Annotated in this window: 20 protein-coding genes; 7 read left to right on the top strand and 13 right to left on the bottom strand. The window is 61.6% G+C overall.

Annotation, left to right across the window (positions count from 1 at the left end; all coding sequences use genetic code 11):
- The first annotated feature begins 1 nt into the window (after position 1).
- The 3 genes from P0D84_RS27945 to P0D84_RS27935 all read left to right on the top strand — a co-directional run bounded on the left by P0D84_RS27945 (position 2) and on the right by P0D84_RS27935 (position 4,063).
- Positions 2-817, top strand: coding sequence for a GntR family transcriptional regulator (locus tag P0D84_RS27945; RefSeq protein WP_408341922.1), 816 nt, complete (start codon positions 2-4; stop codon positions 815-817).
- Positions 818-1,124: 307 nt separating this feature from the next.
- Entirely contained in the window at positions 1,125-2,600 is a 1,476-nt protein-coding gene (locus tag P0D84_RS27940; protein ID WP_408341920.1) for an MmgE/PrpD family protein, read from the top strand.
- A gap of 83 nt (positions 2,601-2,683) precedes the next feature.
- The gene (locus P0D84_RS27935; RefSeq protein ID WP_408341918.1) at positions 2,684-4,063 is read left to right on the top strand and encodes an MFS transporter; all 1,380 of its coding nucleotides are present in this window, start codon (positions 2,684-2,686) and stop codon (positions 4,061-4,063) included.
- A gap of 210 nt (positions 4,064-4,273) precedes the next feature.
- On the opposite strand, the gene P0D84_RS27930 is transcribed toward P0D84_RS27935, so the two are convergent.
- The 3 genes from P0D84_RS27930 to P0D84_RS27920 are packed head-to-tail and all read right to left on the bottom strand — an operon-like array spanning position 4,274 to position 5,792.
- Complete coding sequence (locus tag P0D84_RS27930) at positions 4,274-5,254, bottom strand: ABC transporter substrate-binding protein (protein WP_408341916.1); 981 nt, start codon at positions 5,252-5,254, stop codon at positions 4,274-4,276.
- A 19-nt stretch (positions 5,255-5,273) separates the two neighbouring features.
- Positions 5,274-5,576 carry a 4Fe-4S dicluster domain-containing protein gene (locus P0D84_RS27925; RefSeq protein WP_408341914.1) on the bottom strand — a complete coding sequence of 101 codons (303 nt, stop codon included), beginning with the start codon at positions 5,574-5,576 and terminating at the stop codon, positions 5,274-5,276.
- Between the two features lie 9 nt (positions 5,577-5,585).
- Positions 5,586-5,792, bottom strand: coding sequence for a hypothetical protein (locus P0D84_RS27920; protein ID WP_408341912.1), 207 nt, complete (start codon positions 5,790-5,792; stop codon positions 5,586-5,588).
- A 47-nt stretch (positions 5,793-5,839) separates the two neighbouring features.
- Between P0D84_RS27920 and P0D84_RS27915 the strand changes: the two genes are divergently transcribed.
- Complete coding sequence (locus P0D84_RS27915; RefSeq protein ID WP_408341910.1) at positions 5,840-6,595, top strand: porin; 756 nt, start codon at positions 5,840-5,842, stop codon at positions 6,593-6,595.
- Between the two features lie 575 nt (positions 6,596-7,170).
- Here P0D84_RS27915 and P0D84_RS27910 read toward each other — a convergent pair.
- Positions 7,171-7,437 (bottom strand): hypothetical protein, encoded by a 267-nt coding sequence (locus P0D84_RS27910; protein ID WP_408341908.1) that lies wholly within the window; start codon positions 7,435-7,437, stop codon positions 7,171-7,173.
- 160 nt (positions 7,438-7,597) lie between these two features.
- On the opposite strand from P0D84_RS27910, the gene P0D84_RS27905 reads away from it, so the two are divergent.
- Positions 7,598-13,180 carry a trifunctional serine/threonine-protein kinase/ATP-binding protein/sensor histidine kinase gene (locus P0D84_RS27905; RefSeq protein WP_408341906.1) on the top strand — a complete coding sequence of 1,861 codons (5,583 nt, stop codon included), beginning with the start codon at positions 7,598-7,600 and terminating at the stop codon, positions 13,178-13,180.
- A gap of 232 nt (positions 13,181-13,412) precedes the next feature.
- Here the strand turns inward: P0D84_RS27905 and P0D84_RS27900 are convergent, their stop codons facing one another.
- The 8 genes from P0D84_RS27900 to P0D84_RS27865 form a co-directional block, all read right to left on the bottom strand.
- The gene (locus P0D84_RS27900; protein ID WP_408341904.1) at positions 13,413-14,108 is read right to left on the bottom strand and encodes an OmpA family protein; all 696 of its coding nucleotides are present in this window, start codon (positions 14,106-14,108) and stop codon (positions 13,413-13,415) included.
- Between the two features lie 59 nt (positions 14,109-14,167).
- Complete coding sequence (locus P0D84_RS27895) at positions 14,168-14,932, bottom strand: flagellar motor protein (RefSeq protein WP_408341902.1); 765 nt, start codon at positions 14,930-14,932, stop codon at positions 14,168-14,170.
- Between the two features lie 68 nt (positions 14,933-15,000).
- Positions 15,001-16,245 (bottom strand): Crp/Fnr family transcriptional regulator, encoded by a 1,245-nt coding sequence (locus tag P0D84_RS27890; protein WP_408341900.1) that lies wholly within the window; start codon positions 16,243-16,245, stop codon positions 15,001-15,003.
- A 222-nt stretch (positions 16,246-16,467) separates the two neighbouring features.
- Complete coding sequence (locus P0D84_RS27885; protein WP_408341898.1) at positions 16,468-17,235, bottom strand: SDR family oxidoreductase; 768 nt, start codon at positions 17,233-17,235, stop codon at positions 16,468-16,470.
- 78 nt (positions 17,236-17,313) lie between these two features.
- Entirely contained in the window at positions 17,314-18,081 is a 768-nt protein-coding gene (locus P0D84_RS27880) for an SDR family oxidoreductase (RefSeq protein WP_408341896.1), read from the bottom strand.
- 93 nt (positions 18,082-18,174) lie between these two features.
- Positions 18,175-18,537, bottom strand: a complete 363-nt coding sequence (locus P0D84_RS27875; RefSeq protein ID WP_408341894.1) for a nuclear transport factor 2 family protein — start codon at positions 18,535-18,537, stop codon at positions 18,175-18,177.
- 449 nt (positions 18,538-18,986) lie between these two features.
- Positions 18,987-20,273 carry a phosphopyruvate hydratase gene (gene eno / locus P0D84_RS27870; protein WP_408341892.1) on the bottom strand — a complete coding sequence of 429 codons (1,287 nt, stop codon included), beginning with the start codon at positions 20,271-20,273 and terminating at the stop codon, positions 18,987-18,989.
- Positions 20,270-21,286 carry a phosphotransferase family protein gene (locus tag P0D84_RS27865; RefSeq protein ID WP_408341890.1) on the bottom strand — a complete coding sequence of 339 codons (1,017 nt, stop codon included), beginning with the start codon at positions 21,284-21,286 and terminating at the stop codon, positions 20,270-20,272. Before P0D84_RS27865 ends, eno begins: the two co-directional genes overlap by 4 nt.
- 268 nt (positions 21,287-21,554) lie before the next feature.
- Here P0D84_RS27865 and P0D84_RS27860 point away from each other — a divergent pair, with 268 nt between their 5' ends.
- Positions 21,555-22,331, top strand: a complete 777-nt coding sequence (locus P0D84_RS27860) for a fumarylacetoacetate hydrolase family protein (RefSeq protein ID WP_408341888.1) — start codon at positions 21,555-21,557, stop codon at positions 22,329-22,331.
- Positions 22,332-22,430: 99 nt separating this feature from the next.
- Positions 22,431-23,495 (top strand): LacI family DNA-binding transcriptional regulator, encoded by a 1,065-nt coding sequence (locus P0D84_RS27855; RefSeq protein WP_408341886.1) that lies wholly within the window; start codon positions 22,431-22,433, stop codon positions 23,493-23,495.
- Positions 23,496-23,565: 70 nt separating this feature from the next.
- On the opposite strand, the gene P0D84_RS27850 is transcribed toward P0D84_RS27855, so the two are convergent.
- Positions 23,566-23,868, bottom strand: a complete 303-nt coding sequence (locus P0D84_RS27850) for a LysR family transcriptional regulator (RefSeq protein WP_408346060.1) — start codon at positions 23,866-23,868, stop codon at positions 23,566-23,568.
- Positions 23,869-24,003: the final 135 nt, after the last annotated feature.

Below are 24,003 nucleotides of genomic sequence, written 5' to 3'. Positions count from 1 at the left end.
TATGCCCGCCAGCACCGCTGTCATTGACTCGACATCGCCGGAAGCATCGCCGGCAGAACAGCCCGAGTTGGAGGCCGTCAGCCAGTCACCGCTTTACGTGCAACTCGCCCAGAAACTCAGGCACGCCATCACGGCCGGCATGTATCCGATAGGCGCGCGCCTGCCCACGGAGCAACAGCTATGCAAGCAGTACGAAGTCAGCCGGTTCACCGCGCGGGAGGCGGTGCGCATCCTGGCCGACAGCGGCCTCGTGGTACGCAAGCAGCGCGTCGGCACCATCGTTACCGCAACCTCCGGGTCGCCCCGCTACACGCACAACGCCACGTCGGTGCGAGATCTGCTGCAGTACGCGCAAGACACCCAGTTGCGCTTCGCCTATATCGGCAAGCTCGCCCTGAGCAAGGCGCTAGCTGAGGAATTCGGCGCGGAATCCGGTGCGGAGTGGGTCTACTGCGTGGGCATTCGCGTCGCGGGAACGCTGGCGGAGCAGGCTGCCGGCGCAGTACGACCGATTTGCGTGACCCGCCTCTATCTGAACCCCATGCTGGAGGGCATCGAAACGCGGCTACGTGGACGGCGCGACGCAGTCCACACGCTGATCGAAAGCGACTACGGGGTCCTGATCGAGCGCGTCGAGCAGGATTTGCAAGGCATCTCGCTTGACGCCGAAGACGCCGCAAACCTGGGCGCCATGCCAGGCGCAGCAGGACTGCGCATCGTGCGCCGGTATTACAGCGCCAAGGGTGAACTGGTGGAGATCGCGGACAACGTGCACGCCGGCGACCGGTTCACCTATCACATGGAAATGCGTAAGTAGCGCCACTCGGCGCGACGCGACGCTGCATCCTGCCCGCGCGCACCGCGCGGGTTCTTTCCTTTTTTGAAACCGCGGGCTCCTGGATGAAGCACGGAGCGCGCGGATGCGCCGTCGCTCAATCCGCGGGAAAACCCCTTGACGCTTCTTATTGACAGGACAAATCAGCGTCAATTATGATTTTATTTATCCGGACAATTTAAGAGGCGAGCATGAGTTCAGCATCAGAAACGGCTTGCCTCTCCGCGATTCCGGTGCATAGGAAGGGCGGGTGTCCGCGGTGCTCGCCGTCCTTCCGTGCGAGATAGTCATGGACACTCGAACGCCCGATACCGCGCCTGACATCATCGCAACCACGCTAGCCGGTTTCGTCCGGCAAATGCGGCTCGATCAGATTCCCCCCGCTGTGCGCCTGCGCGCCAAGTACCTCATGCTCGACGCCATCGGCTGCGGACTTGCGGCGCGGTGCGACCCGTTTGCGAAACGCTTTTCAGAAACTTCGTATGCACTCGCCGCCGACGCACCGGGGGCCGCCAGTGTGGTTGGCTTCACAAGGCGCCTGCCGGTACGCGATGCGGCCATGCTAAACGGCGTATTGCTGCATGGCCTCGACTACGACGACACGCACATGGCCGGCGTGATTCATCTGACAGTCAGCGTGCTGCCCGCCTTGCTGGCAACAGCTGGACAGTTCAGCGTGAGCGGGGCCGATCTGTTGGCCGCCTATATCGCGGCCCTCGAAGCCGGCGCGCGGCTTGCCAGCGTCATGCGGGGCGGCTTGCACGCGCAGGGGTTCCATCCCACCGGGGTGATCGGGGCTTTCGCGTGCGCGCTCGCCGTCGGCCGGGTCATGGGCCTGAGTGCGGAGCAGCTTGTGCATGCGCAGGGCGCAGCACTGTCGTTCGCGAGCGGCAGCCTGCAGTTCATCGAAGACGGCGCCTGGACCAAACGCATTCATCCGGGCTGGGCCGCGCAATCAGGCATCGTCGCGGCCACGCTTGCGGCCCACGGCATTCAAGCGCCGCAGGCGCCTTATACCGGGCGCTACGGACTGTATCGAATCTACCTGGATGAAGCCGCACGCGCTGGACTAGACCCGACGCTCGCCATCGCAGGCCTCTCGATCGATGGCAGCGCGATGGTATGGCAAACCGCGAATGTCGCGGTCAAGCCTTATGCGATGTGTCACTTCGTGCACGCCGCGATCGATGCAGCAATCGTCCTGCATCGTCGTGGCGTAGACGTGGCGTCGGTCAGCGACATCGAAGTGCTTGTGCCCGCCGCTGCGGTGCAACTAGTGTGCGAACCCGCTGGCCACAAGCGCCGTCCGGAGAACGACTACGACGCCAAATTCAGTCTTCCGTATGCGGTCGCATGCGGGCTATTGCGTGGGCGGCTCGGGCTGAAGGAGTTGGAGCCCGCCGCGTATCGCGATCCGCAAATTCTGGCGTTGATGGACATGGTGCGCTATCGCGAAGATGCCGACTCTACTTTCCCTCGCCATTACACAGGTGAAGTACGGGTCACGCTCACGGATGGCACCACCTTGCGCCATCGCGAAGCTGTAAACCGCGGCCACGTGGACAAGCCGCTAAGCAACGAAGACGTCCACGAGAAATTCATGCAGAACGCGACGCTGCACTTTCCGCCTGCGCACGCGCGCGCACTAAGCGAACTGATTCTGGGTCTCGACGCATTGCCCAGCCTGACCGGGCTGGAAACGCTACTCGCCCGCGATCCGCCGGACGCGGCTTCGGCCCGGGAGCTTGATGTGACACACGCCTGAGCAAGGGCCTCCGTCGCGGCTACCGATGTACAACCCCAGAGCCGGACACGTTCGAGGGGCATCAAATCCTGAAGGGAGATAGCATGAGCCAAGTCATCGGTCGTTCCACAATCGTCGATTCCGCAGCGGTTAGTTCGTCGGCGGTCAATTCCGGGGCTCGCCTCGACCGCCTGCCGATTTCGCGTTTTCACTGGAAGATACTATGGCTGATTGCCGGCGGTGCCATGGTGGATGCTTTCGACATCTATCTGGCCGGCGGCGTGAGCGCGGGCATGGCGAAGGAAGGCTTCTCGACAATGGGCCAGAATGCGCTTTTCATTTCGGCCACCTTTATCGGCATGATGCTGGGCGCAGGCTTTGCCGGGTTTATCGGCGACAGGTTCGGCCGTCGTGTCTCCTACCAGATCAACTTGCTGATCTTCGGCTTGGCCTCGCTGGCCGCGTGCTTCGCGCCCAACATCCAGGTTCTGTCATTGCTGCGCTTTGTCATGGGCGTGGGCCTGGGCGCCGAACTGGTCGTAGCGGCAGCTACGCTGGGCGAGTTCGTTCCGCCGAGCCATCGCGGTCGATGGGCCGCATTGCTCTCTATGATTATTGCAGCCGGCTTGCCGCTAGCGTCATGGACAAGCTATATGGTCATCCCGACCCTCGGATGGCGGTATATGTTCGCGATCGCGGGTATCGCTGCGCTCTTCATCTGGGTGCTGCGCAAGAAGATGCCCGAGTCCCCGCGCTGGCTCGAGTCGGTGGGTCGCCACGAGGAGGCCGAAGCCACGCTTGGCGCAATCGAACGTGAGGTCGCAGCCAGCAAGGGCGTCTTGCCGCCCGTTAGCCGCGTGCAAAACCTTCGCGTCGAGCATGCGCCGTTCAGCGCGCTGTTTTCCCGCAAGATATGGCCTCGGTTTCTGGTCGCCGCGACCATCCTGATCACGATCAATGTCACCGTTTATGGCTTCATCATCTGGATGCCGAGCTTCTTCGTGCAACAGGGCATGACGGTCACGAAATCGCTGGGCTTTACGACGATGATGACTGCGGGTGCGATTTTTGGACCCTTGGTCGCGTTCCTGCTGGCCGACCGAATCGGCCGAACCCGGGGCATCGTCGCGTCGGCGATGGTCCTGATCGCGCTCGGAATCGCCTTTCCGTTTATGAGGGCCGAAGCGATCATCATTGCGATCGGCTTCGCACTCGTCTCATCCTTCTACTTCATGGTTTCGCTCGGCCAGTTCGGTTTCGTACCCGAACTGTTCCCCACGCAATACCGGCTGCGCGGGGCTGGCGTCGCCGGTATGCTCGGTCGTGCCGTCGCAATTGGCACTCCATTCGCAACCGTATTTCTCTTCAAGCGCTTCGGTGTATATGGGGTGTTAGCGACAGTCATCACATTTCTCTGCGTGCTGATCATTTCCATATTAGCCTTGCGCCTGGAAACCAACGGCACCTCTCTCGAGGATATCTAAGTTCTTCGGAACGTCGAGTTGGCCACAACGATCGACTTGAACGAGTGGATCATCGAGCCGTCCCCGGGCCCTGCCCGGGGCAGTCGCAAAGTTTCGTCAGGTAGTGTGTTCATCCGAGCTTATCGTAAGCATTCGATAATCGACGACCGAGCTCAGTGCCCGCTGGGCTGCCGTGCGATCACGACCTGCCGCCCCATTGGCTATGGCTGGTCATACTTGCCACTGCTGCAGCGGGAAGTCGTCGTGAATGAGATGCGCCGCCAGCAGGAACGTCTTTACACCGCCCAGGCGTTGCAGCCCATTGGACGGACCCGCGTCGACAGGGAAGTTCGCCAAAGGATGCGATGCCTTGATCGCATCCAACGGGAAACCGCCTTGTGATTTGTGGAACGCGTAGTAGGCCTCGCTGTCGCGCTGGATGTCCGCGATCGCAGCACGACGGGCACGATTCCAGGCATTGGGCAGTTGTGGCGCACGACTCAGAATATCGTTGGACGCCACGATCACCGAGGAGCCGAGCAGGTTCGGGTGCTGTGCCGCCTGGTCGATGGCCGGAAAGCCGTGCGACACCGGTACCGGGCCAAGGTCGATCGGGGCCGCATAGGCGCCGATCGAAGCGTGTTGCAGCGTTGCCTCCGCGTCGCCGCCGAGCATATACACGACGTGGGTACGACCGGTGAGGCCCGCCGCGTCCAGCACGCCTAGAAGATAGCGGTGCATGTACGACCCCAAGGCCACCGCCACCGTCTTGCCCTCCAGCTCCTTCACACTTTGCACACCGCCGTGCGGCGTCACCAGCCAACTGTTCAGGCCGATCTCCTCGAACCCGATGAGCCGCCCTTTAAGTCCTTGCGAACGGGCCACGACGGCCGGCGTGTCACCGTAGATGCCCACGTCGAGCGCCCCGGAAAAAAAGGCTTCGTTGAGGTCCGGCCCGTTGGCGAACACGTGGACCGCCACGCTGGTGAACCCCAGCGGCGCCAGTTCACGCTGAAGATACCCACGCGCGATCGCGTATCCCGTCGGCGCCACCGGCGCGCGCGTAGGGCCAATCACGCCGAGCCGCAGCACACCGCCATCGTTCGCCGCGGCACGCGCTGCGGCACTTGCCAGCATCACACCACCAATCGCTGCTCCCTTGAGTAAGGCACGACGGGTTCGGGAAAACGTCTTCTTGTCGTTATCGCTCATTCTCTTCAGTGTGCCCGCATCAACAGTTCAAAACTTGCGTCCGCCGCAGCGGTCGAGCGACGGCCTTGCCCCAGCCGACCGCACTGCGATAACTCCCCATGAGTTCATCTTTCTTTACGCGCACCTCGTCTACCTCCACATGGACGTCGGCGTTCGGCGCAACGAATAGCGCGTCTTCAGGGCAGTAAAGTTCGCACATGAAGCACGTCTGGCAATCCTCCTGCCGTGCAATCCTGGGAATGCCTCCCGCCACAGGTTCGAACACGTTGGTGGGGCATGCGTGCACGCAGATGTTGCAGCCCGTGCAGCGTGATTGGCTCACGATTTTCGATCATGCGAGTGCTCCTGCTGGTTGTTCGATCGTCCGGCCGGCTTGACCGACCGGCGTCCTGCGAACCCATACGTCGTCCAGGCCGCCGCTGACCAGACGATGGCGCTGGGTCGTATCGGTCGACCCGAACTCGGCACGGCGGTGCATACCGCGTGTTTCGGTGCGGACCTGGGCGCTGCGATACATCCACCGGGCGGTGGCCACCATCGCAGCAGCCTCCCGCGCGCGCACCGCTTCCTGCGCGGTTCCTCGCCGTGCCCGTCGGCTTTTCCATCGGCATCTCGTCGTCCGCTCACGCGCAAAGCAGCGTCACTCTTACCGGAAATCTCGACGCCGGCGTGCTCTACGCCAACAACAGCAATCGCCATTCGGTCTCGACGGCCACCAGCGGCCAGATTGTGCCCTCGCGGTTCTGGCTTCGTGGCAAGGAGGATCTCGGCGGCGGCCTGGCCGCGGTCTTTACTTTGCTGTTGCCGTTCAACATTCAGAACGGGCGGGGGTTGGGGGCACGCGAGTTCAACGTCTCGTACGTCGGTCTGTCCGATCAGCGCTGGGGCACCTTGACATTCGGCCGTCAATGGGACCCGACGATCGATGCCGTTGGAAACTTTGCCAGCGCGGGGACGTGGGCCGGGGTCGTCGGTTCGCATGTCGGCGACAGCGACAACACGGACGTGACGATCAAGACCAGCAACACCGTGAAATACTCGAGTCCGGACCTAGCCGGCTTCAAGTGGGGTGCCAGCTACGCGTTCAGCAACGCGGCGTCCAGCTCCGACGGTTCCGGCTTTACTGACAACCGCAGCTTCGCCGGCGGGGCATCCTACGCGCGCGGCCCGCTCGCCCTGGGGATCGGATTCTGGGAAGCCGACCGCCCGAACGGACAATCGGCCGGCGCCATCGGCTCCGCCAGCTCCTCCGTCGTGAACGATTACGGCAACGTCTTCGACACCAGCGTGAACGGAGCCGGGGTGCTGCGCCAGCGTACCTACCTCGCGGGCGGTTCGTAACAGTTCGGGCGCTTCGGCCTCGGCGGCATCTTTACGAGGGTGCAGTTCGATTACCTGGACGCCACCTCGCTGTCACTCGACAATTACGAGGTAAACGCCGGTTTCCAGTGGACGTCAACGCTGAGGACGTCAATCGCGTACATCCGGACCGACGGTCGCTACGAAGGCACTGGGACCGCCTCACCGGGCTGGGATCAGATCAACGTTGGAGCCCTGTACGCGCTCTCGAAGCGCTCTCGAAGCGCACCCGGCTCTACCTGATCGGTGTGGCGCAGCAAGGCCGCCATGCCGACGCCCAGATCTACGGCGTGTCACCGTCCAGCACGCGGCGCCAACTCGTCGTGACCACCGGCGTTCAGACAAACTTCTAGCGAGACGGTTCTGTCGCGGTAAGGCAGTTGAGTCGTATAAAGGCAATATGCTAAGGATAGCTTACGTCGGTCTGACGATGGCCGCGCTTCAGCGCGAGAACGAACGCGCCCACCGTTTCGATCATGAGATCTCCTCGGGCATCGCAGATCTTTGGACCGTCATGCAGGCTTGCGTCGCAAGGCGGCGAAGACTGCGCCGGGTCATCAAAGCCGATCTGACATTATTTGCAATCGCTTTGCATGATCGAACAAAAACGGTCTCCCGCCCCATTTTTTCGTAACCAGGTTTGCGAACTCGCGCGGCGAACGCCACATCCCTTTCAGCGACTTCTCTACCAGCAGTTTTTCGAGGATCTTGACGACCGCAAAGCGCCTCGCATCGCGCAAATTCGGGAACATGACCAGATGGCCCGGGAATTCATCCGGGCCATTGGAGATCAGAACCCGCAACAGAAGCAGCGTCTGCGGCAAGACCGGCATCTGATTGGCGACCGGGTAGACTAGTCATCAAGTCGTTGCGGGTCACGAAGTGGTGATCGTGGCCAACACGCATCCGGACCTGCGTTCAGGCAATAGCGGAAACGCAATGCACTGGTGTCGGGCAGGTCGCCGGCGGGACAAAGGGGGGGCAATGATCATCGCGAACTGTCAGATTCTTCACCGGACCTGCACGACAGCGGGCTCGGACCTTTACCGTGCCTGCCGCTTAACGGATGGGATGCCGGTGCTGTTGAAGCTGCCGCCGGAACACGCCGACGCAGGCCAATCCGCTCGTTTCAAGCGCGAATACCTGCTGCTGCAATCGTTGGATGTCGTAGGCATTGTCAAACCGCTTGCGTTCATCGATGAGCGCGGCACCTTCGCACTGGTCCTGGAAGACTTCGCAGGCGAATCGCTCGAAGCCGTTCTGGATCGTGAGCCGCACATGGGCCTGGATGTTTGCCTGCGTATCGCCCGCCATCTTGCCGATACGTTGGCGGGGATCGATGCCGCCCGGGTCATCCATTGCGATATCCGGCCCGCCAATATTCTGGTCTTGCCAGAAACTGGCGAGGTGCTGCTGGTCGATTTCAGCCTCGCGACGACCCAGGAACACAACACGGCCTCGTGCGAAGACGTTGTGGTACCCGCAGGCGATTGGGCTTATGTGTCGCCCGAGCAGACTGGCCGCATGAATCGTCCGGTGGATTACCGGACCGATGGCTATTCGATGGGTGTGTTGCTCTATCGGATGCTGACCGGCCAGTTGCCGTTCCAGGCGAGCGATCCGCTGGAATGGACGCATTGCCATATCGCCCGCCTGCCGACCCCGCCAAGTGAGATCGCGCCGGAGGTGCCCCAAGTGGTGTCGGATATCGTGATGAAGTTGTTGGCCAAGCTGCCGGAAGACCGCTACCAAAGTGCGCACGGGCTGTGCGCCGACCTCAATCGGTGTCTTGCACAATGGCAGGCATTGGGCCGGGTCGAACCGTTCCGGCTTGGCATGGATGATCTGTCGGAACGCTTCCAGATCCCGCGCAAACTGTACGGGCGCGAGGAGGAAGTGGAGAGGCTCCTCGGCGCATTCGAACGCATGGCCAGCACCGGTCGGCCAGCGCTGGCGTCCGTATCCGGCTACTCGGGCATCGGCAAGTCGCTGCTGGTCGACGCCCTGCGCAAGCCGATTGTCATGAAGCATGGCTACTTCATTTCAGGCAAGTTCGATCAGTACCAGCGAGACATTCCCTATGCCACCCTGACACAGGCGTTTGGCGAGTTGGTGCAGCAACTGCTGGGCGAAAGTTCGGCGCGCATCGCTGACTGGCGGCAACAGCTTCACGCGGCAGTCGGAGGAAATGGCCAGCTCATTGTCGATGTGTTACCGAAAGTAGAGCTGATCATCGGCCCGCAAAGTCCGGCACCGGAACTGCCGCCGACCGAGGCGCAAAACCGGTTCCGCATGGTATTTCGCCAGTTCGTGACTGTGTTCACGAGTGCGGCACACCCGCTGGTGCTCTTCCTGGACGACCTGCAGTGGATCGATGCGGCCAGTCTGGAGCTCGTCGAGCACTTGCTCCTTCATGCGGACACGCGCTATCTGCTGTTGATCGGCGCCTACCGCGATAACGAAGTGAGCGCGGCGCATCCGCTTGCGACGAGCCTCGATGCGATACGCCGCAGCGACACACCGGTAATCGACATCCAGCTCGCGCCGCTGTCGGCCGGGCATCTGAACCAGTTGGTGGCCGACACGCTGCATGCGCTACCCGCGTCCTGCGAGCCGCTCACACACCTCATTTGTGAACGCACCGAAAGCAATCCGTTCTTCTTTACCCAGTTCATGGATGCGCTGCACAAGGAAGGATTGCTACGGCATGATGTCCAGCTGCGGGAATGGCGATGGGATCTGGAACAGATCAACGCGAAAGATTTTGCCGACAACGTCGTCGATCTGATGTTGGGCAAGTTACGGCAACTGCCGATCCCGGCACAGGAAGCGCTTCAGCTAGCCGCTTGCCTGGGCAACAAGTTCGATCTGCGAGTTCTCGCGCTGGTCAGCGACCAGGCCGAGGTCGAGCAACACCTTGCGCCCGCGGTGCGCGAAAGTCTGATCTTACGCACCCACGACAGCGGCAAGTTCCTGCATGACCGGATCCAGCAAGCGGCTTATTCACTGATCCCCGAAGGAAGCCGCAGTGAGGTACACCTGCGCATCGGTCGCGTACTCCTCGCGAACACGGCGCCCGACGAGCGCCCCGCGCGTCTGTTCGATGTGGCGAACCAGTTCAATCGGGGCGCTGCGCTGATTACGACGCAGGAGGAGCGCGAGCGCGTAGCCGCACTTAACCTCACCGCTGGCATGCGCGCCAAGGCAGCGACGGCTTACGCATCGGCACTGGCCTACTTCACTGCCGGCGACGCACTGGTGGCAGAGGATGGTACGAACCGGCACGATGCGCTCACCTTCTCGCTCGGTGTTCAGCGTGCCGAATGCGAATTCCTGACCGGCTGCCTGGCGACGGCGGAACAGCGACTGTCGACGCTTTCAGAGCGCGCCGCAAACCTCATCGATAAGGCCGCCGTCGCGTGCCTGCGCATGGCACTTTATATGAATGCGGGACAGGCCGACCGGGCCGTTGAAGTGGGCCTCGAATATCTCCGCGCCGTCGGCGTCATGTGGTCGGCGCACCCGAGGAAGGAGGACGTGCAACAGGAGTACGGGCAATTGTGGCAACAGATGGGCAACCGCTCGATCGAGCAGCTCCTCGATTTGCCTCTGATGACCGATTCCGTCTGCCGCGGCACCCTGGACGTGCTAACAGCCTTCCAGCCGCCAGCCCATGCCACCGACATGAACCTGTATTGTCTCATCGCCGGCCGTATGGCGAATCTGAGCCTCAAGCATGGAAACAGCGACGGATCGGGATTCGCCTATGTCATGCTCGGCATGACCCTCGGGCCGCAATTCGGCGATTACCGGGCCGGGTTCCAGTTCGGCAAGCTCGGCGTCGATCTCGTCGAGAAGCACGGGATGGATCGCTTCAAATCCCGCGTCTACTTGTGCTTTGGCGCCTTCATCGTTCCCTGGACCAGGCACATACGTTCGGGGCGCGCGTTACTGCGGCTCGCCTTTGACACGGCCAACCAGACCGGCGACCTCACGAATTCGGGCTACTGCTGCAACAACCTGATTACCAATCTTCTAGGTGCCGGAGATCCGCTCGGCGACGTGCAGCGAGAAGCCGAAAACGGCTTCGAGCTCGCGCACAAAATGAGGTTCGACTTCGTCGCCGACATAATCTCTACACAACTCGCGCTGATCAAAGCACTCCGCGGTCTCACTCCTGAATTCGGCTCCTTCAACGATGCTGCGTTCGACGAACACCGGTTCGAGCAGCATCTGGGTGCAGATCCGCAGTTGGCGCTCGCCGCTTGCTGGTATTGGATTCGCAAGTTGCAAGCGCGCTTCCATGCAGCTGACTACGCTTGCGCCATCGCGGCGGCATCGAACGCTGAGCTGTTGCTGTGGACGTCACCCTTCTGCTTCGAGGTGGCGGAATATCATTTCTATGCCGCGCTGGCGCGCGCCGCACACTGCGATTCGGTATCGGCTGACGAACAAACCGGGCATCTGGAGGCGCTGTCCGCTCACCATGAGCAGCTCAAGACGTGGGCGAACAATTGCCCCGAGAATTTCGCAGACCGCGTCACGCTGATCGACGCGGAGGTTGCCCGACTCGAGGGGCGCGACTCCGACGCCATGCGTCAGTACGACGATGCCATTGAAGCGGCCCGCGAGCAGGGCTTCGTCCAGAACGAAGGCATCGCGCACGAGCTGGCCGCGGGATTTTATGTCGCCCGCGGTGCGATGACAGCCGGCCGCGCCCACCTTGCCGAAGCGCGCAGCTGCTATACACGCTGGGGCGCCCTCGGCAAGGTCAGGCAACTCGACGCGCGCATGCCGCCTCTGACGCTTTTGCGCGAAGGGTTGGCGTCATTTGCCGCCACTTCGCCCGGCAACGGGGCGCAACTGGATCTGCTGTCGGTCACCAAGGCCTCGCAGGCCATGTCCGGCCAGATCGTGCTTGAGGATCTGATCGACACGCTGATGCACATTCTGCTCGAAAACGCCGGTTCGCAGACGGGCCAGTTGCTGCTCGCACGCAACGAGAGCCTGGTCCTCGCAGCCCAAGCGAGCGTGGAGCAGCAGACGATTCACGTGCGGCAGTACCTGAACCAGCCGCCACCCGTCTCGGCACTGCCGGGATCAGCGACGCCCAAACCGGCGTGGCCGACCTCCATCGTCAATTACGTCCAGCGCTGCCAGGAGCGGGTGCTGCTGGACGATGCGACGCAATCGAACCCGTTTTCGGCGGACGATTATGTGGCTTGCCGACAGCCGAAGTCGGTGTTGTGCCTGCCGCTTATGCGGCGCTCCGACTTGATCGGCGTGTTGTATCTGGAGAACAACCTGGCCACGCACGCGTTCACGCCTGAACGCGTGACGGTCCTGGAACTGCTGGCCTCGCAGGCCGCGATCACTCTTGAGAACGCGCTCTTGTACCGCGATCTCGCAGAACGCGAAGCCAGGATCCGGCGCCTCGTCGACGCCAACATTGTCGGCATTTTTATCTGGGACCTGGCGGGTGGGATTCTCGAGGCCAATGACGCATTTCTCCGTATCGTGGGATACGACCGCGGGGACCTCGCGTCGGGGCGTATGCGCTGGACGGACCTGACGCCGCCGGAGTGGCTCGATCGCACTAAACAACGGTCGGTGCCAGAGCTCAAACTTACGGGGACGCTACAGCCCTACGAGAAGGAGTTCTTCAGGAAGGACGGCAGTCGCGTGTCGGTGCTGATCGGCGCGGCGAGGTTCGAAGAAGGTGCGAACCAAGGTGTCGCTTTCGTGCTCGATTTAACCGAGCGCAAGCGGGCGGAAGCCGAAGCGCGCGAGAACGAGCGGCGCTACCGCGAAGTGCAGATGGAGCTCGCGCACTCGAACCGGGCTGCGACGATGGGGCAGCTCACGGCCTCGATCGCCCACGAAGTGCAGCAGCCGATCGCCGCGACAGCAACCAGTGCTTCGGCCGCCTTACGCTGGCTGGACGCCAACCCGGCGAATCTTAAGGAGGTCAGGCGGGCGCTCGATCACATCGTCAATGAGGCCATGCGTGCCGGTGGTATCGTTAGCGGGATTCGCGATCTGATCAAGAAAGCGCCTCCACGCAAGGACAGGGTGGACATTAACGAGGCGGTCCGCGAGGTGATCGAACTGACGGGCGGCGAAGCGGCGAAGAACGGCGTCTCAGTGCTGACCGTATTCGGCGAGGGTATGTCACTCGTCCTGGGAGATCGCGTGCAGCTGCAACAGGTGATGCTGAACCTGATCGTCAATGCCGTCGAAGCGATGAGCGCAACGAGCATGGGCCCGCGCGAGTTGCTGATCGCCACGGCCGCGGATTCATCGAATGGCGTGGCTATCACCGTGCGGGACTCTGGCCCGGGACTGCCCACGACGGAGGTCAAGCGGATCTTCGATCCGTTCTACACGACGAAGGCACATGGCCTGGGCATGGGTTTGTCGATCTGCCGATCAATTGTCGAGGCGCACGGTGGACGACTGTGGGCAAGCGCAAACACGCCCCGTGGCGCCGTCTTTCAACTGGTTCTTCCGCGCGGGGAAGTCGAACATGCCCCGTCCGGTGAGAACGAGGGGCTGCCGGTGGCCTGAGAAAGTACTGCGCCCGGAGATCGGCTCCACAGCGCGCCCACGCTGCACCGCTTCTTCACATCCCGTTTGCGCTCGAGTGAAACCCGCAACCAGTTGTTCGACTGAAAAGTCTGTGCACGCGCTCGTGGCGGCGCCTGGCTATCTGAAGCGGCACGGTCCGATCACTGAGGCCTCTGATCTGGCCAAAAATCCGTTCATCCGAGTCCAATGACGCGCTGCTTCTCTCCGTGGCTCAATCCTCCACGAGGATGGTCACGCGGCGATTCGCAGCACGCGCTGCCGCAGTATCTCCGAGAATCAAAGGGAAATTATCAGCCCGGCCAATCGCGGCCATCCTGTGGGCTTCGATGCCTTTGTCGGCGAAGAATCGAACTACAGATCCCGCCCGTGCCGACGACAGCTCCCAGTTGGATTCGTATTTCGCCGTGGATATCGGCGAACTGTCAGTGTGCCCCTCGACGAGGATGTTGTTGGTGGAATGATCTCGCAGCACTACCGCAACCTGGTTCAACACGCCAATAGATTGCGGCAACAAGCGTGCGTCGCCGGAGTAAAACAGAATCTTCGCGTTGATTGCGATCTCGATGCCATGGCTGGCGCTCGCAATCGTGATCTGACCTGCGTCGCGAAGCGGTTTCAGAAGAGCAAGTAGCTGCTGCCTCGCCGCCTCAGGCTTGGGCGGCGTGGCGTCCGGCGCCTGAGCGAAGGTGCCCTTCGTTCTTTCCTTGTCAACGCGTTGCTGGAAAATTTTCATTTCCAGCTCTTTGTAGCGGGCGAGTTGCAATGCGTACAGCGCGAGGAACAGCACCATCAGCGTGGTGATGAGGTCCGAGTAGGAAATCAGCCATCGCCCGGACTGCGCCTCGGCGTCGTCTTCATACGCAGTCACGGCCGAGGCGGCGCGTTTGCTGGCAGAGGAGGTGTTCATCGATGAAAAGTCTGCTGCCAAAGAGATTGAATGGTATGCCAGCGCGAGCCTGACGCAGACTATCCCAGCAACTCAGCTGATCTTTCGCGCACGTCGCCCGCCAGCCGGGTTTCGATCGTATGGGGCGATTCCTTGCGCGATATCGCCAGCAAGCCGTCCAGATACAAACGCCGAAACCGCAACTCGCTATCCACTTGCGCCCTGATCTTCCCGTACAAGGGCAGAAAGACCAGGTTCGCCAAAGCGAGGCCGTAAAGCGTGGCGACGAACGCAACCGCGATACCGGCGCCGAGTTGCGCGGGTTCGAGCATATGACCCGTAACTTGAATCAAGCCGAGTACGGCACCGAGGATGCCAAAGGTCGGCGCATACCCGCCCGCCTGTTGCCAGATTCGCGCGGCGGCCATGTGATTGCGCTCGTAGGCTTCCAGCTCTCTTTGCAAGGCGTCTTCCAGCACCGGGGTAGATACGCCGTTGGCCAGCAACTCCAGGCCTCTTCTGGCGAACGGGGTGATGCCGCCGGCTTCGATCGACTCGAATGCCAGCATGCCGTTCAGCTTCGCCTGATCGCCCCACTCGAGCAGAACCGCCAGACTTTCGCGGTCAACCTGGCGCGCTTTCACAAACGCGAGCCGCAGTTGCTTGACGCCGTCATAGAACCTCGCCCAGGTGTTCTGGATCATCACCGCGCCGAGGGTCCCCCCAAACACGACAACGAACGCCTCCACCTGAAAGAGGCTGGTGAATTGTCCGCCCTCGAGCAGGAATCCGGCGACGACGGCCGTCCCGCCGAACAATGCGCCGAACAGGGTCAAAAGATCCATACATCCTCTCCAACGGCCGCGCTTATCACAAGCCCAACCGCAATAACCTGGTGTCCGCGAACCGGGTATCAGGCACCCAAACTCGAAAGCGACGCTGTGTTGCCCGCCGGAGATTTGATGGCCCGTACCGTATCGAGCAATCGCTCCTCGATCCCGGCTATCTCGAGCGGATCGATCTTGATGTCCCGCCGCATGACCCACGACACCTCTTTCTTTCTCGCCTCGGTCATCACCGACAGCAGGCGCTCGCCAATAGGCTGGTCCGTCACGGCAGACAGCAGTTTGGCGAGGTCATAGGTGTCGAAAGCACTCACAGCCTCGAACAAGGTTCGCTGGTCGACGAACTCCAGATCGTCAAGCGATTTTAGATCGCTCGCGCCACGTGAATTGCGTCGCGAAAAATACGTAATGCCGTTTTCCTCGACGTAATTCAGGACTTTGGTCTTGCGGAACGCAAAAATGTCTTCCGCGATTTCCGCGTGGGACAGCTTGTTCAAAATCAGCTTCTTATCGACCCCGATCAGTGCTTCCAGGTCCGCCAGTTCGATCAGTTCGAGTTCGCTGCTAATGGAGATGTCCAGTTCCTGGTCCGCCACCTGTTGGGCTCGATCTGTGATCCGGATGGGATCGAAAGTGACGAGCTGCCGGCTGGTCGCGCCGTCTTGCGCTGAATATCGTGTTGACATGCTGCTCAAACGGTCGGAGCGGCCAGGTTCGAGCGTGACCAGGTTGAGTTTCTCCATGCGCTTGAGCATCGCCATCACATGCGGACGGGAATGGCCGGCAATGGCATGGCACTTCTTGATGACTTCGGGCAAAGGCACCGAGAACTCTTCGCCTGGCGCGCGGCGCATGCGCGCGTCAGGCCGATCCGCGCCCTCGCTGCCCGCCATCAGCGCCAGAACGTGTGCGTATGAAACGACGCCCGGCAGGAAATCGGCGTGCGTGTAAGTGGCAAGGATGTCGTCCTTCTTCTTGACCCGTCGAATCATGGTGCGCGCGATATGGCGCAGCAGCGGCGACACGCGCCCGAGCTCCTCTTCGACGACGTCGGCCGCGATAACGGTCAACTGACAGAAGCTCAGTGCTTTTGCGGTGTGTGCTCGCGGTTCAGAAGACAACAGGACTGCTTCGCCGAAAAATTCGCCCTTGCCTAAGGTGGCGAGGACGACCTTCTTCTCGTCGCAATAGGTGGAGATTTCGACTTTGCCGTCTGCGATCACGAAGATAGCGGCATCGCCTGCGTAACCTTCAGAATAGATGACCTCGCCTGGGGCCGCGGTGCGCGACCATGACGATCGTTGTTGATTCAAAATTCATTCCCCGGAAGAGCTTATTGCCTTGCTCAGCTGGCGCCATGCTGAAGCACAGGAATGTCAGATGGTTTCTGCTGATTGATTGGTTAACGACAGGCAATACCCAATCTTTAACCCGCTACCAACCTTTAACCCGCCACCATCAAGACCTGACGAGACCTCCTGAGGGGCGGCATGCGAGCTAACCCCGGCATGCCGCCCACGTCGTGGAAACACGCGTTACACAGTCGTCCAGCCGCCATCAACTCCCATTGAGTGGCCAGTGACGAACGATGCGGCGTCGGACAGAAGCCACTCCGCCGTCCTCGCGACTTCCTCTGGCAGCCCGACACGGCCCACCAGATGCTGCGCCTTGTACTTCTCGAAGTGCGACGCATACTCCGGGTCGCGCAGCGCTTCCTTGACGAGCGGCGTCATGATCAGGCCCGGGAGGACCGCGTTGACGCGGATGTTGCGAATGCCGTAATCCACCGCAGCGGCCTTGGTCAGACCGATCACACCGTGCTTCGCGGCGATGTAGTCCCCGGCGCTCGGCACAGCCACGACGCCCAGCGCAGAGGCCGTATTCACGATCGAACCGCCGCCGCTTTGCAGCATGGCCGCAATCTCGTGCTTCATGCAAAGAAATGCGCCGGTCAGGTCGACGTCGATGACGCGTTGCCACTCGGCCCGGCTGATGTCGTGAAACGCCTTGTGACTGGGGGCAATGCCCGCGTTGTTAAATGCGCCATCGAGCTTTCCGTATGCCGCCACCGTCTGCTCAACCAGCGCTGCGACGCTCGCCTCATTCGCGATGTCCGTCTTGACGAACATCGCCGTGCCGCCCTGGGCAGCAATCTGATTGACCGTTTCTTCGCCGTTCGCGACATCGACGTCGGAGACGACTACGCGCGCGCCGGCTTGAGCAAAAATCAGGCTCGCTGCACGCCCGATTCCGCCGCCCGCACCCGTCACAATGATTGCACGATTATCCAGGGTTCTTTGCATGTCTACCTCCATGTGAGTTGGTATCGTCGAGGACGGGAAGACGCGACGTCTGCGGGCCTCGCAATCCGTACGTCGCGTTCAGACCGCGGTCCAGCCGCCGTCGACGGCCATCGAATGGCCCGTCACGAACGACGCGGCATCGGAGAGCAACCACTTCGCCGCGGCAGCGACCTCTTCCGGCTGCCCCGGGCGCCCGACCAGGTGTTTCGCCTTGATTTCGTCAAAGTGCTCGGCATAGGCCGGCGCGCGCAGCGCTTCAACGACGATGGGCGTCATGATGAGGGCCGGTAGCACCGCATTGACCCGGATGCCACGCGTGCCGTAGTCGACCGCCGCGGACTTCGTCAGGCCGATAACGCCGTGTTTGGCAGCCGTGTAGTCGCCCGCGACGGGCATGCCAACGACACCCAGCACCGATGCGGTATTCACAATCGCGCCGCCGCCGTGTTTGAGCATCGCTTCGATTTCGTACTTCATGCAGAGGAAGACGCCCGTCAGGTCGACGTCGATCACCCGCTGCCATTCTTCGAGGCTGATTTCGTGAATGACCTTGTGGCTCTGCGCGATGCCTGCATTGTTGAACGCGCCGTCGAGCCGTCCATAGCTCGTGAGCACCTTTTCCACCATGGCCGCCACGCTGTCCTCGTTGGCGACGTCCGTCCTGATGAACATCGCTGTACCGCCCTGGGCGGTCACCAGTTCGACCGTCTCCGCGCCGTTCTTCTCGTCGCGATCAGACACGACGACCTTTGCCCCTGCGGCGGCAAACGAAAGACTCGCTGCCCGGCCGATTCCACCACCTGCGCCCGTGACGATAATTGCGCGGCCGTCCAGTTCCTTATCCATAACTTCCTCCATGTCTCAAATCGGGATGTAATTGCACTACGGTGAACGGCCGTTCGGAACCACTAGAGCGGTTGCCTCACGAGCCTGACTTTGTTATTGCGGTCGATTCAGTTGGGACGCGTCGACGTACACGCGGTAATCCGTGATGAGGCCATCCGCGTTGACGTTCAGGACATCGACGAAGGGCGCGTCGAGTTTCTGACCCAGCCCGTCAACGTACAACACACGTCCTTCGCAAATGGCCACACCATCCATCGACCAGAACCGCTGGGCGGTATGCGCGATGGACTGGAGTGACTGAAGAACGGCCCGAACCGTTGTGACGATGAGCTCGCGTCCGTGAATCGCTTCGCCATTGCCGAATACAAAGCGGGCGTCGTTCGCAAGGAAGGTGCCAAATGCGGTCATGTCCTGCCGGTCAATGGCAGAAAGCATGTCGCGAATCTTCTGTTCCATAAGAGTTTCCTGTCTCCATCAAGTCAACGAAAAGCGGCCGGCAATCCTGCCCGTTTGCCTCAGACCGCGCGCCTGACATCAGAACCACGCACGGGCAACGTGACCTTGTTGCCCTCCGGGTGGCCGATATCTCTCCCTTTCCAGAAATTTATATCGCACTACTGTTTATAAAGATTGGACGGCCCCCGCCAACTGAACCAGCCCTGACTACACGATGTTCAAAAGCGCTTCGCCCTCTCGGCGAATGGCTCGGTTGCGAATATATGAAATCCTGCGGCAGCCGCAGTGACCGGCGTCAGGACATGAAGCAAGACGTCCGCATCCTCAAGCTCCTGACACAGCGCGTTTGCGTCGCTTTCACCGACAAAAAGTGATGTCGAGGCATTTAGGCGCGCCTTCCAGCAAGGCCTCCCGAAAACCCGAGCTCGCGCGACATTGCCGAACGGCTTTCATGCAGGGCTGCGCATCGGCAGCGCCGACCAGCCGGCAAAGGTGGCACTCGCGCCCATCTGCTCTTCAATGCGCAGCCCCTCATTCCACTTCGCCATTCGCTCAGAGCGGGAGAACGAGCCGACCTTCAACTGCCCGGTATTCCAGCCGGTCGCAAGATGAACGATGGTGGTGTCCTCGCTTTCTCCCGACCGGGCGGACACAATCATCCCCCAGCCGAGCTTCTTCGCTGCTTCCATCGTCTGGCGTGTCTCGGTGATGGTGCCTGCCTGGTTGGGCTTGAGCAGTACGGCGTTGCACTGGCTTTGCGCGGCAGCCGCGTTCACGCGGGCTGCGCTGGTGACGAGGAAGTCGTCCCCTATGACCTGCACCGACTCGCCGACAGCCGCGGTAAAGGCGCGCATGCCTTCGGGGTCGTCTTCAGCGAACGGGTCTTCGACCGATACAATGGGATAGCGCTTCAACCAGCCGAGCATCACCTCGAGCCATTCGTGTGTGTCGTACTCACGGCTCTCGAGCGCAAGCTTGTAACACCCGTTACGGCCGAATTCGGAAGCGGCAATGTCGAGCGAGATTGCCACCTCATCGTGCCGGTACCCAGCCCGCTCGATGGCGCGTGTCAGCATCTCCAGCGCCTCCTCGTTCGAAGAGAACGCCGGCCACCATCCGCCCTCGTCGGCCACACCCGTCCGACGGCCAAGCGAGTCCATCAGATCGCCTGCCGCGCGATAGACTTCCGCCACCATGACGAGCGCTTCATCAAAGCTTTGGGCACCGAGCGGCATCACCAGAAAATCCTGAATGTCGGTACGCCGACCGGCGTGCGCGCCGCCACCAAAAATCTGGATTTCCGGCAGCGGCAGGCGCACCGGCGCACCGGCAGCCAGATACCGCCACAGTGGGACGCCGGCTGCCGCAGCTGCCGCGTTCAGCACCGCCATGGAGGTCGCGATGGTCGCGTTGCCGCCAAGGTAGGCCTTATTCGCTGTGCCATCGAGTGCAATCAATGCGGCGTCCACGCCGGCCTGGTTCATCGCGTCCATGCCGGTCAATGCGGGCGCAATGATGCCCCTGACGTTGGCCAGTGCGCGCTGCACATCAAAGCCGGCAAGCTGGGTGCCACCATCGCGCAAGTCGATCGCTTCGTTGCTGCCGCGCGATGCGCCGGCGGGTGCAATGCCGCGGCCCCGCGATCCGTCCTCCAGCTCGACGTCGACCTCGACCGTTGGTCGGCCGCGTGAATCCCAGATGCGGCGCCCCGTGATTTTCCTGATGGCTGTTTTCATGCTTGTTCCTTGCTCCACTGGTCCCGGATGGCGTCGAGCGTTCGGGGTGCTTCCACGACGAATCGTTTTGCAAAGCGCCGCACGGTGGCGCGTTCGTCTGCCGCTTTCAGATATTCGACGGGAGACTTCCCATCGACCCGCCCAAGCATGATGGCCGGCAGCAGTCTTGCCACGCGCGCCTCCAGCGCAGTGGGGTCTTCCCACGACGCACCCGCGAAGTACGCATCGCTGAGCGCATCGAAACAGGCGAGATAGCCCGCCATGGCGTCAGGCCGCCGCACGCACTTGAGTAGCAGGTGCGTGAGGCAGAACGCGACATCGAATGCGGGGTCGCCGTACCACGCGCACTCGGCATCAAGAAACACCGGCCCTGCTTTACCGACGAGGATGTTCTTCGGGCTGATATCGCCATGAACCAGCGCACGCCGCGTTCTCGCGGTGTCTTCGCTCAACCGCTTCAATGCGTCGGCGCAGTCCGGATTGGCCGCCGCGCTCGCGAGAAAGTACGGCTCGAGGCGCAACGCGAAGAAGTTCGCGTCAGTAGAAAACGTGTTCGCCAGAGTCTCGTCATCCGCCGTGGCACGATGAATGGTCGCGAGCGTCTCGCCGACTGCACGCGCTGTCGCGACGCTGGCGATGCCCTCCAGAAGGTCGGCCTTCCACAGCCGGTAGTCGCTCGGCTCAAGGAATGCCATCGCGAAGGCACGGCCTTCTTCATCCTCACCCAGAATCGACGGGACACAGCCAGGAACCAGCGTCGACGCAAGTCGCATCCATGCCACTTCAGCGGCGTTGCGCTCGAGCGGTGCCGACCAGTCCGCAGCGACCTTGAGTTTGACGAGGGCCCGCTTCACGCAGACAACGCCTTGCAAGGTCTCGACACGTACGATTTCCGAGGAAACGCCACCGGTCAGTGGTGTCAGCACCGGCCGCTCGGCCGGGCCAACCAGCCCCATCCTGCGCAACGACTCCAAAAGCGCGAGCGTGCTGTCCGCGTCCAAGGCAACTTCCATTCCGCTGTCTCCTGCTTTTTTGATCTGTGTTGAGATGACTATAGTCGGAACGGCACACGTGTGCAAAGTAATTTGTATCAACTCGGTTCGGCAGCACCGGCGTCCGCCCGTCGCTTTTGGATTACTCGCGTTTACCCTGTACTCATAGCCGTCAACGCGGAAAACGAACCCTTGACAAACCCGGGGTCGAGTCTGATCATAGGCACACGTGAGCCTTACCGATTGACCGGAACGTGCGAGTTCCGACCGCTTACCACTGGAGCATCGTATGAAAATCACCCGTTTCCAACAGGGCGAGCTTGTCGCCTTCGGCAATCTGCGCGATGACGGCAACATCGAATATCTTTCGGGCTCGCCGTTTGAGGGCAACGTTCACCTGACGGGCGAGTTCGTTGCGCTCGACAGCGTGAAGGTGTTGTCGCCGGTCGCACGGCCGCGCATCTTCGGCGCCGGGTTCAACTATGTGTCGCATATCAAGGAGACGGGTTGGGATATACCCACGCGGCCGGCTCTCTTCGTGAAACCCGAATCGGCACTCGCCGGCCCGAACGACCCGATCGTCTATCCGTCGGCGGGCGAGGTGGTGCACTACGAGGCTGAACTGGTCGTGGTTATCGGTCGCACCGCGAGGCGTGTGTCCGAAGCCGATGCGCTCAACTATGTGCTCGGTTATACCTGCGGTAACGACGTGAGCGAACGTGTTATCCAGAAGGAAGAAATGGCCTTCGGCTGCCTGTTCGCGGGCAAGGCCTTCGACACATTTGCCCCGCTCGGTCCCGTTATCAATACCGAACTGGACCCGTCGAACCTGAACATCATTGGCCGCCTGAACGGCGAAGTGGTGCAGAACGGCAACACTTCCGACCTGCTCTTTTCGGTGCCCTATCTCGTTGCTTATCTGAGCTCCTTCATGACGCTCGAACCCGGCGACGTCATCATGACGGGCACGCCTTCTGGCATCGGGACAATCAAGCCGGGCGACGTCTTCGAAGTCGAAATTGAAGGGATTGGGGTTCTCTCCAATCCTGTGATTGCCGACCGGTAAGCGCGACGCCCTCGTTTGGCCCTGCGGCGGCCGCGTTGAGCCGTCGACGTTGCAAGCTATAAAAGCACCTACACACAAAACGGAACGCAGGTAACCAACATGTGGAGCGACGCAACGTCCGCCCCCAAGACTTCCACCCGCGGCGGAGCGGGCATCACCATTCGGGACATCGCGCAGGCCCTGAACGTCTCGCACACCACCGTCTCGCGCGCGCTCGCTGATAGCCCGAAAATCAGCGAAGAGACTAAAGTGCGGGTGCGCAACGCGGTCGAACAGTTCGGCTACGTGCCATCGGCGTCTGCGCGCATGATGCGCGGCGCTCGCAGTTCGCTTGTCGGGCTGGTCATCCCGGACGTTCAGAACGATTTCTACGCAACCGTAGCAAAGAGCGTCACCGACGCGCTTGCCGCACGCTCGATGCACCTGCTGCTGTCGGTTACGGACGACAATAGCGACCGGGAACTGCGGGAGTTGCGGGCGATTCTGGAAACCCGACCCGCCGGCATTATCATCGTCCCCACGGCCTCGCCGCGCGCGGAGACGTTGGCCCTGCTCGAGAACGTTGAAACGGTCCAACTGGTCCGGGTCGCTTCGCGGCTTGCAACGCAAGCGGTGGTTATCAATGACCGTGAGGGCACCTATACCGCTACACGGCATCTGCTCGCCTATGGACACAAGCGTCTTGCCTTCATCGGCGGAGACGCTTCGCTCAGCACGGGACGGAACCGGCTTGCGGGCTTTGAGGGCGCGCTCGAGGAACAGGGTCTTCAACCGGTCGCTGTGGCGCTTGGCGCACCGAGGCCGGAATTCGCGCGGCACGCGGTTACAACCATGATGTCGGCTCGGATCCGGCCGACCGGCATCATTCTCGGCAGCGCGGAGCTTACGCTGGGCGCCCTGCAGGCATTGCGCGCGTTGCACCTCGACTGGCCGCGCGACATCTCCGTCGTCGGCTACCACGACCCTGCATGGTTTGAACTCGCGGTAGGCGGCATCACCACGGTTCGCCTGCCAGTACAGGACATCGCCGCAACGGCGACGAGCGTGCTGCTCTCCCGTGCGCTCGCAAAACATTCAAATGAAGAGCACACCGAACAGGCAGCCAACATCGAGTTCGCACCCACGCTGGTTCTGCGGGGGTCTACCGCCCCATACGCCGACTAGCAGGCCAAAAGCACTTCCCACATACGAGACCGACGCTCGTTGCGGCCAGCAATGAGCGGCGCAATTCTCTTCATGCCATTTCCAATGGCGCACCAACGCGCAGCACGCCCACAGGCTCGCTGGCGTTTCGCGTAACTTCCTCCTCGGTATCCTTTAACGCAAGGAGAATATCGTGCACGCGCTCGTAGTACGTCCGTCCCTCCTCTGTTAGCTCCAGTCTTCGGGGCGTACGAGTGGCTAGCGTCTCGCCGAAGCGTCGTTCCAGCGTCGTAAGGCAGTGACTCATCAGAGATGTCGACCAATCGAGTTGTCGCGTGACGACGGACAGATTTCCAGTCTCGGCAATAGCCGCAGAAATGCGAAGCTGACGGATTTCACCCCTGGTTCCCTACCTATCTTAAACAGACGACCAGCACAACTCGAAGCAGAACCGGCGAAGGCCCCGGCTGGATTCTGGGGATTCCCAGCACGGCGAAGGGAGTGTCTTCGCATCAAGACACCGGCATTG

Origin of the sequence: Paraburkholderia sp. RL17-337-BIB-A, from assembly GCF_046025895.1 — a bacterium.
GTDB classification, from domain to species: Bacteria; Pseudomonadota; Gammaproteobacteria; order Burkholderiales; family Burkholderiaceae; genus Paraburkholderia; species Paraburkholderia fungorum_C.
The sequence above is the reverse complement of the archived record's forward strand: the minus strand, read 5'-3'. Positions and strand labels throughout refer to the sequence as shown.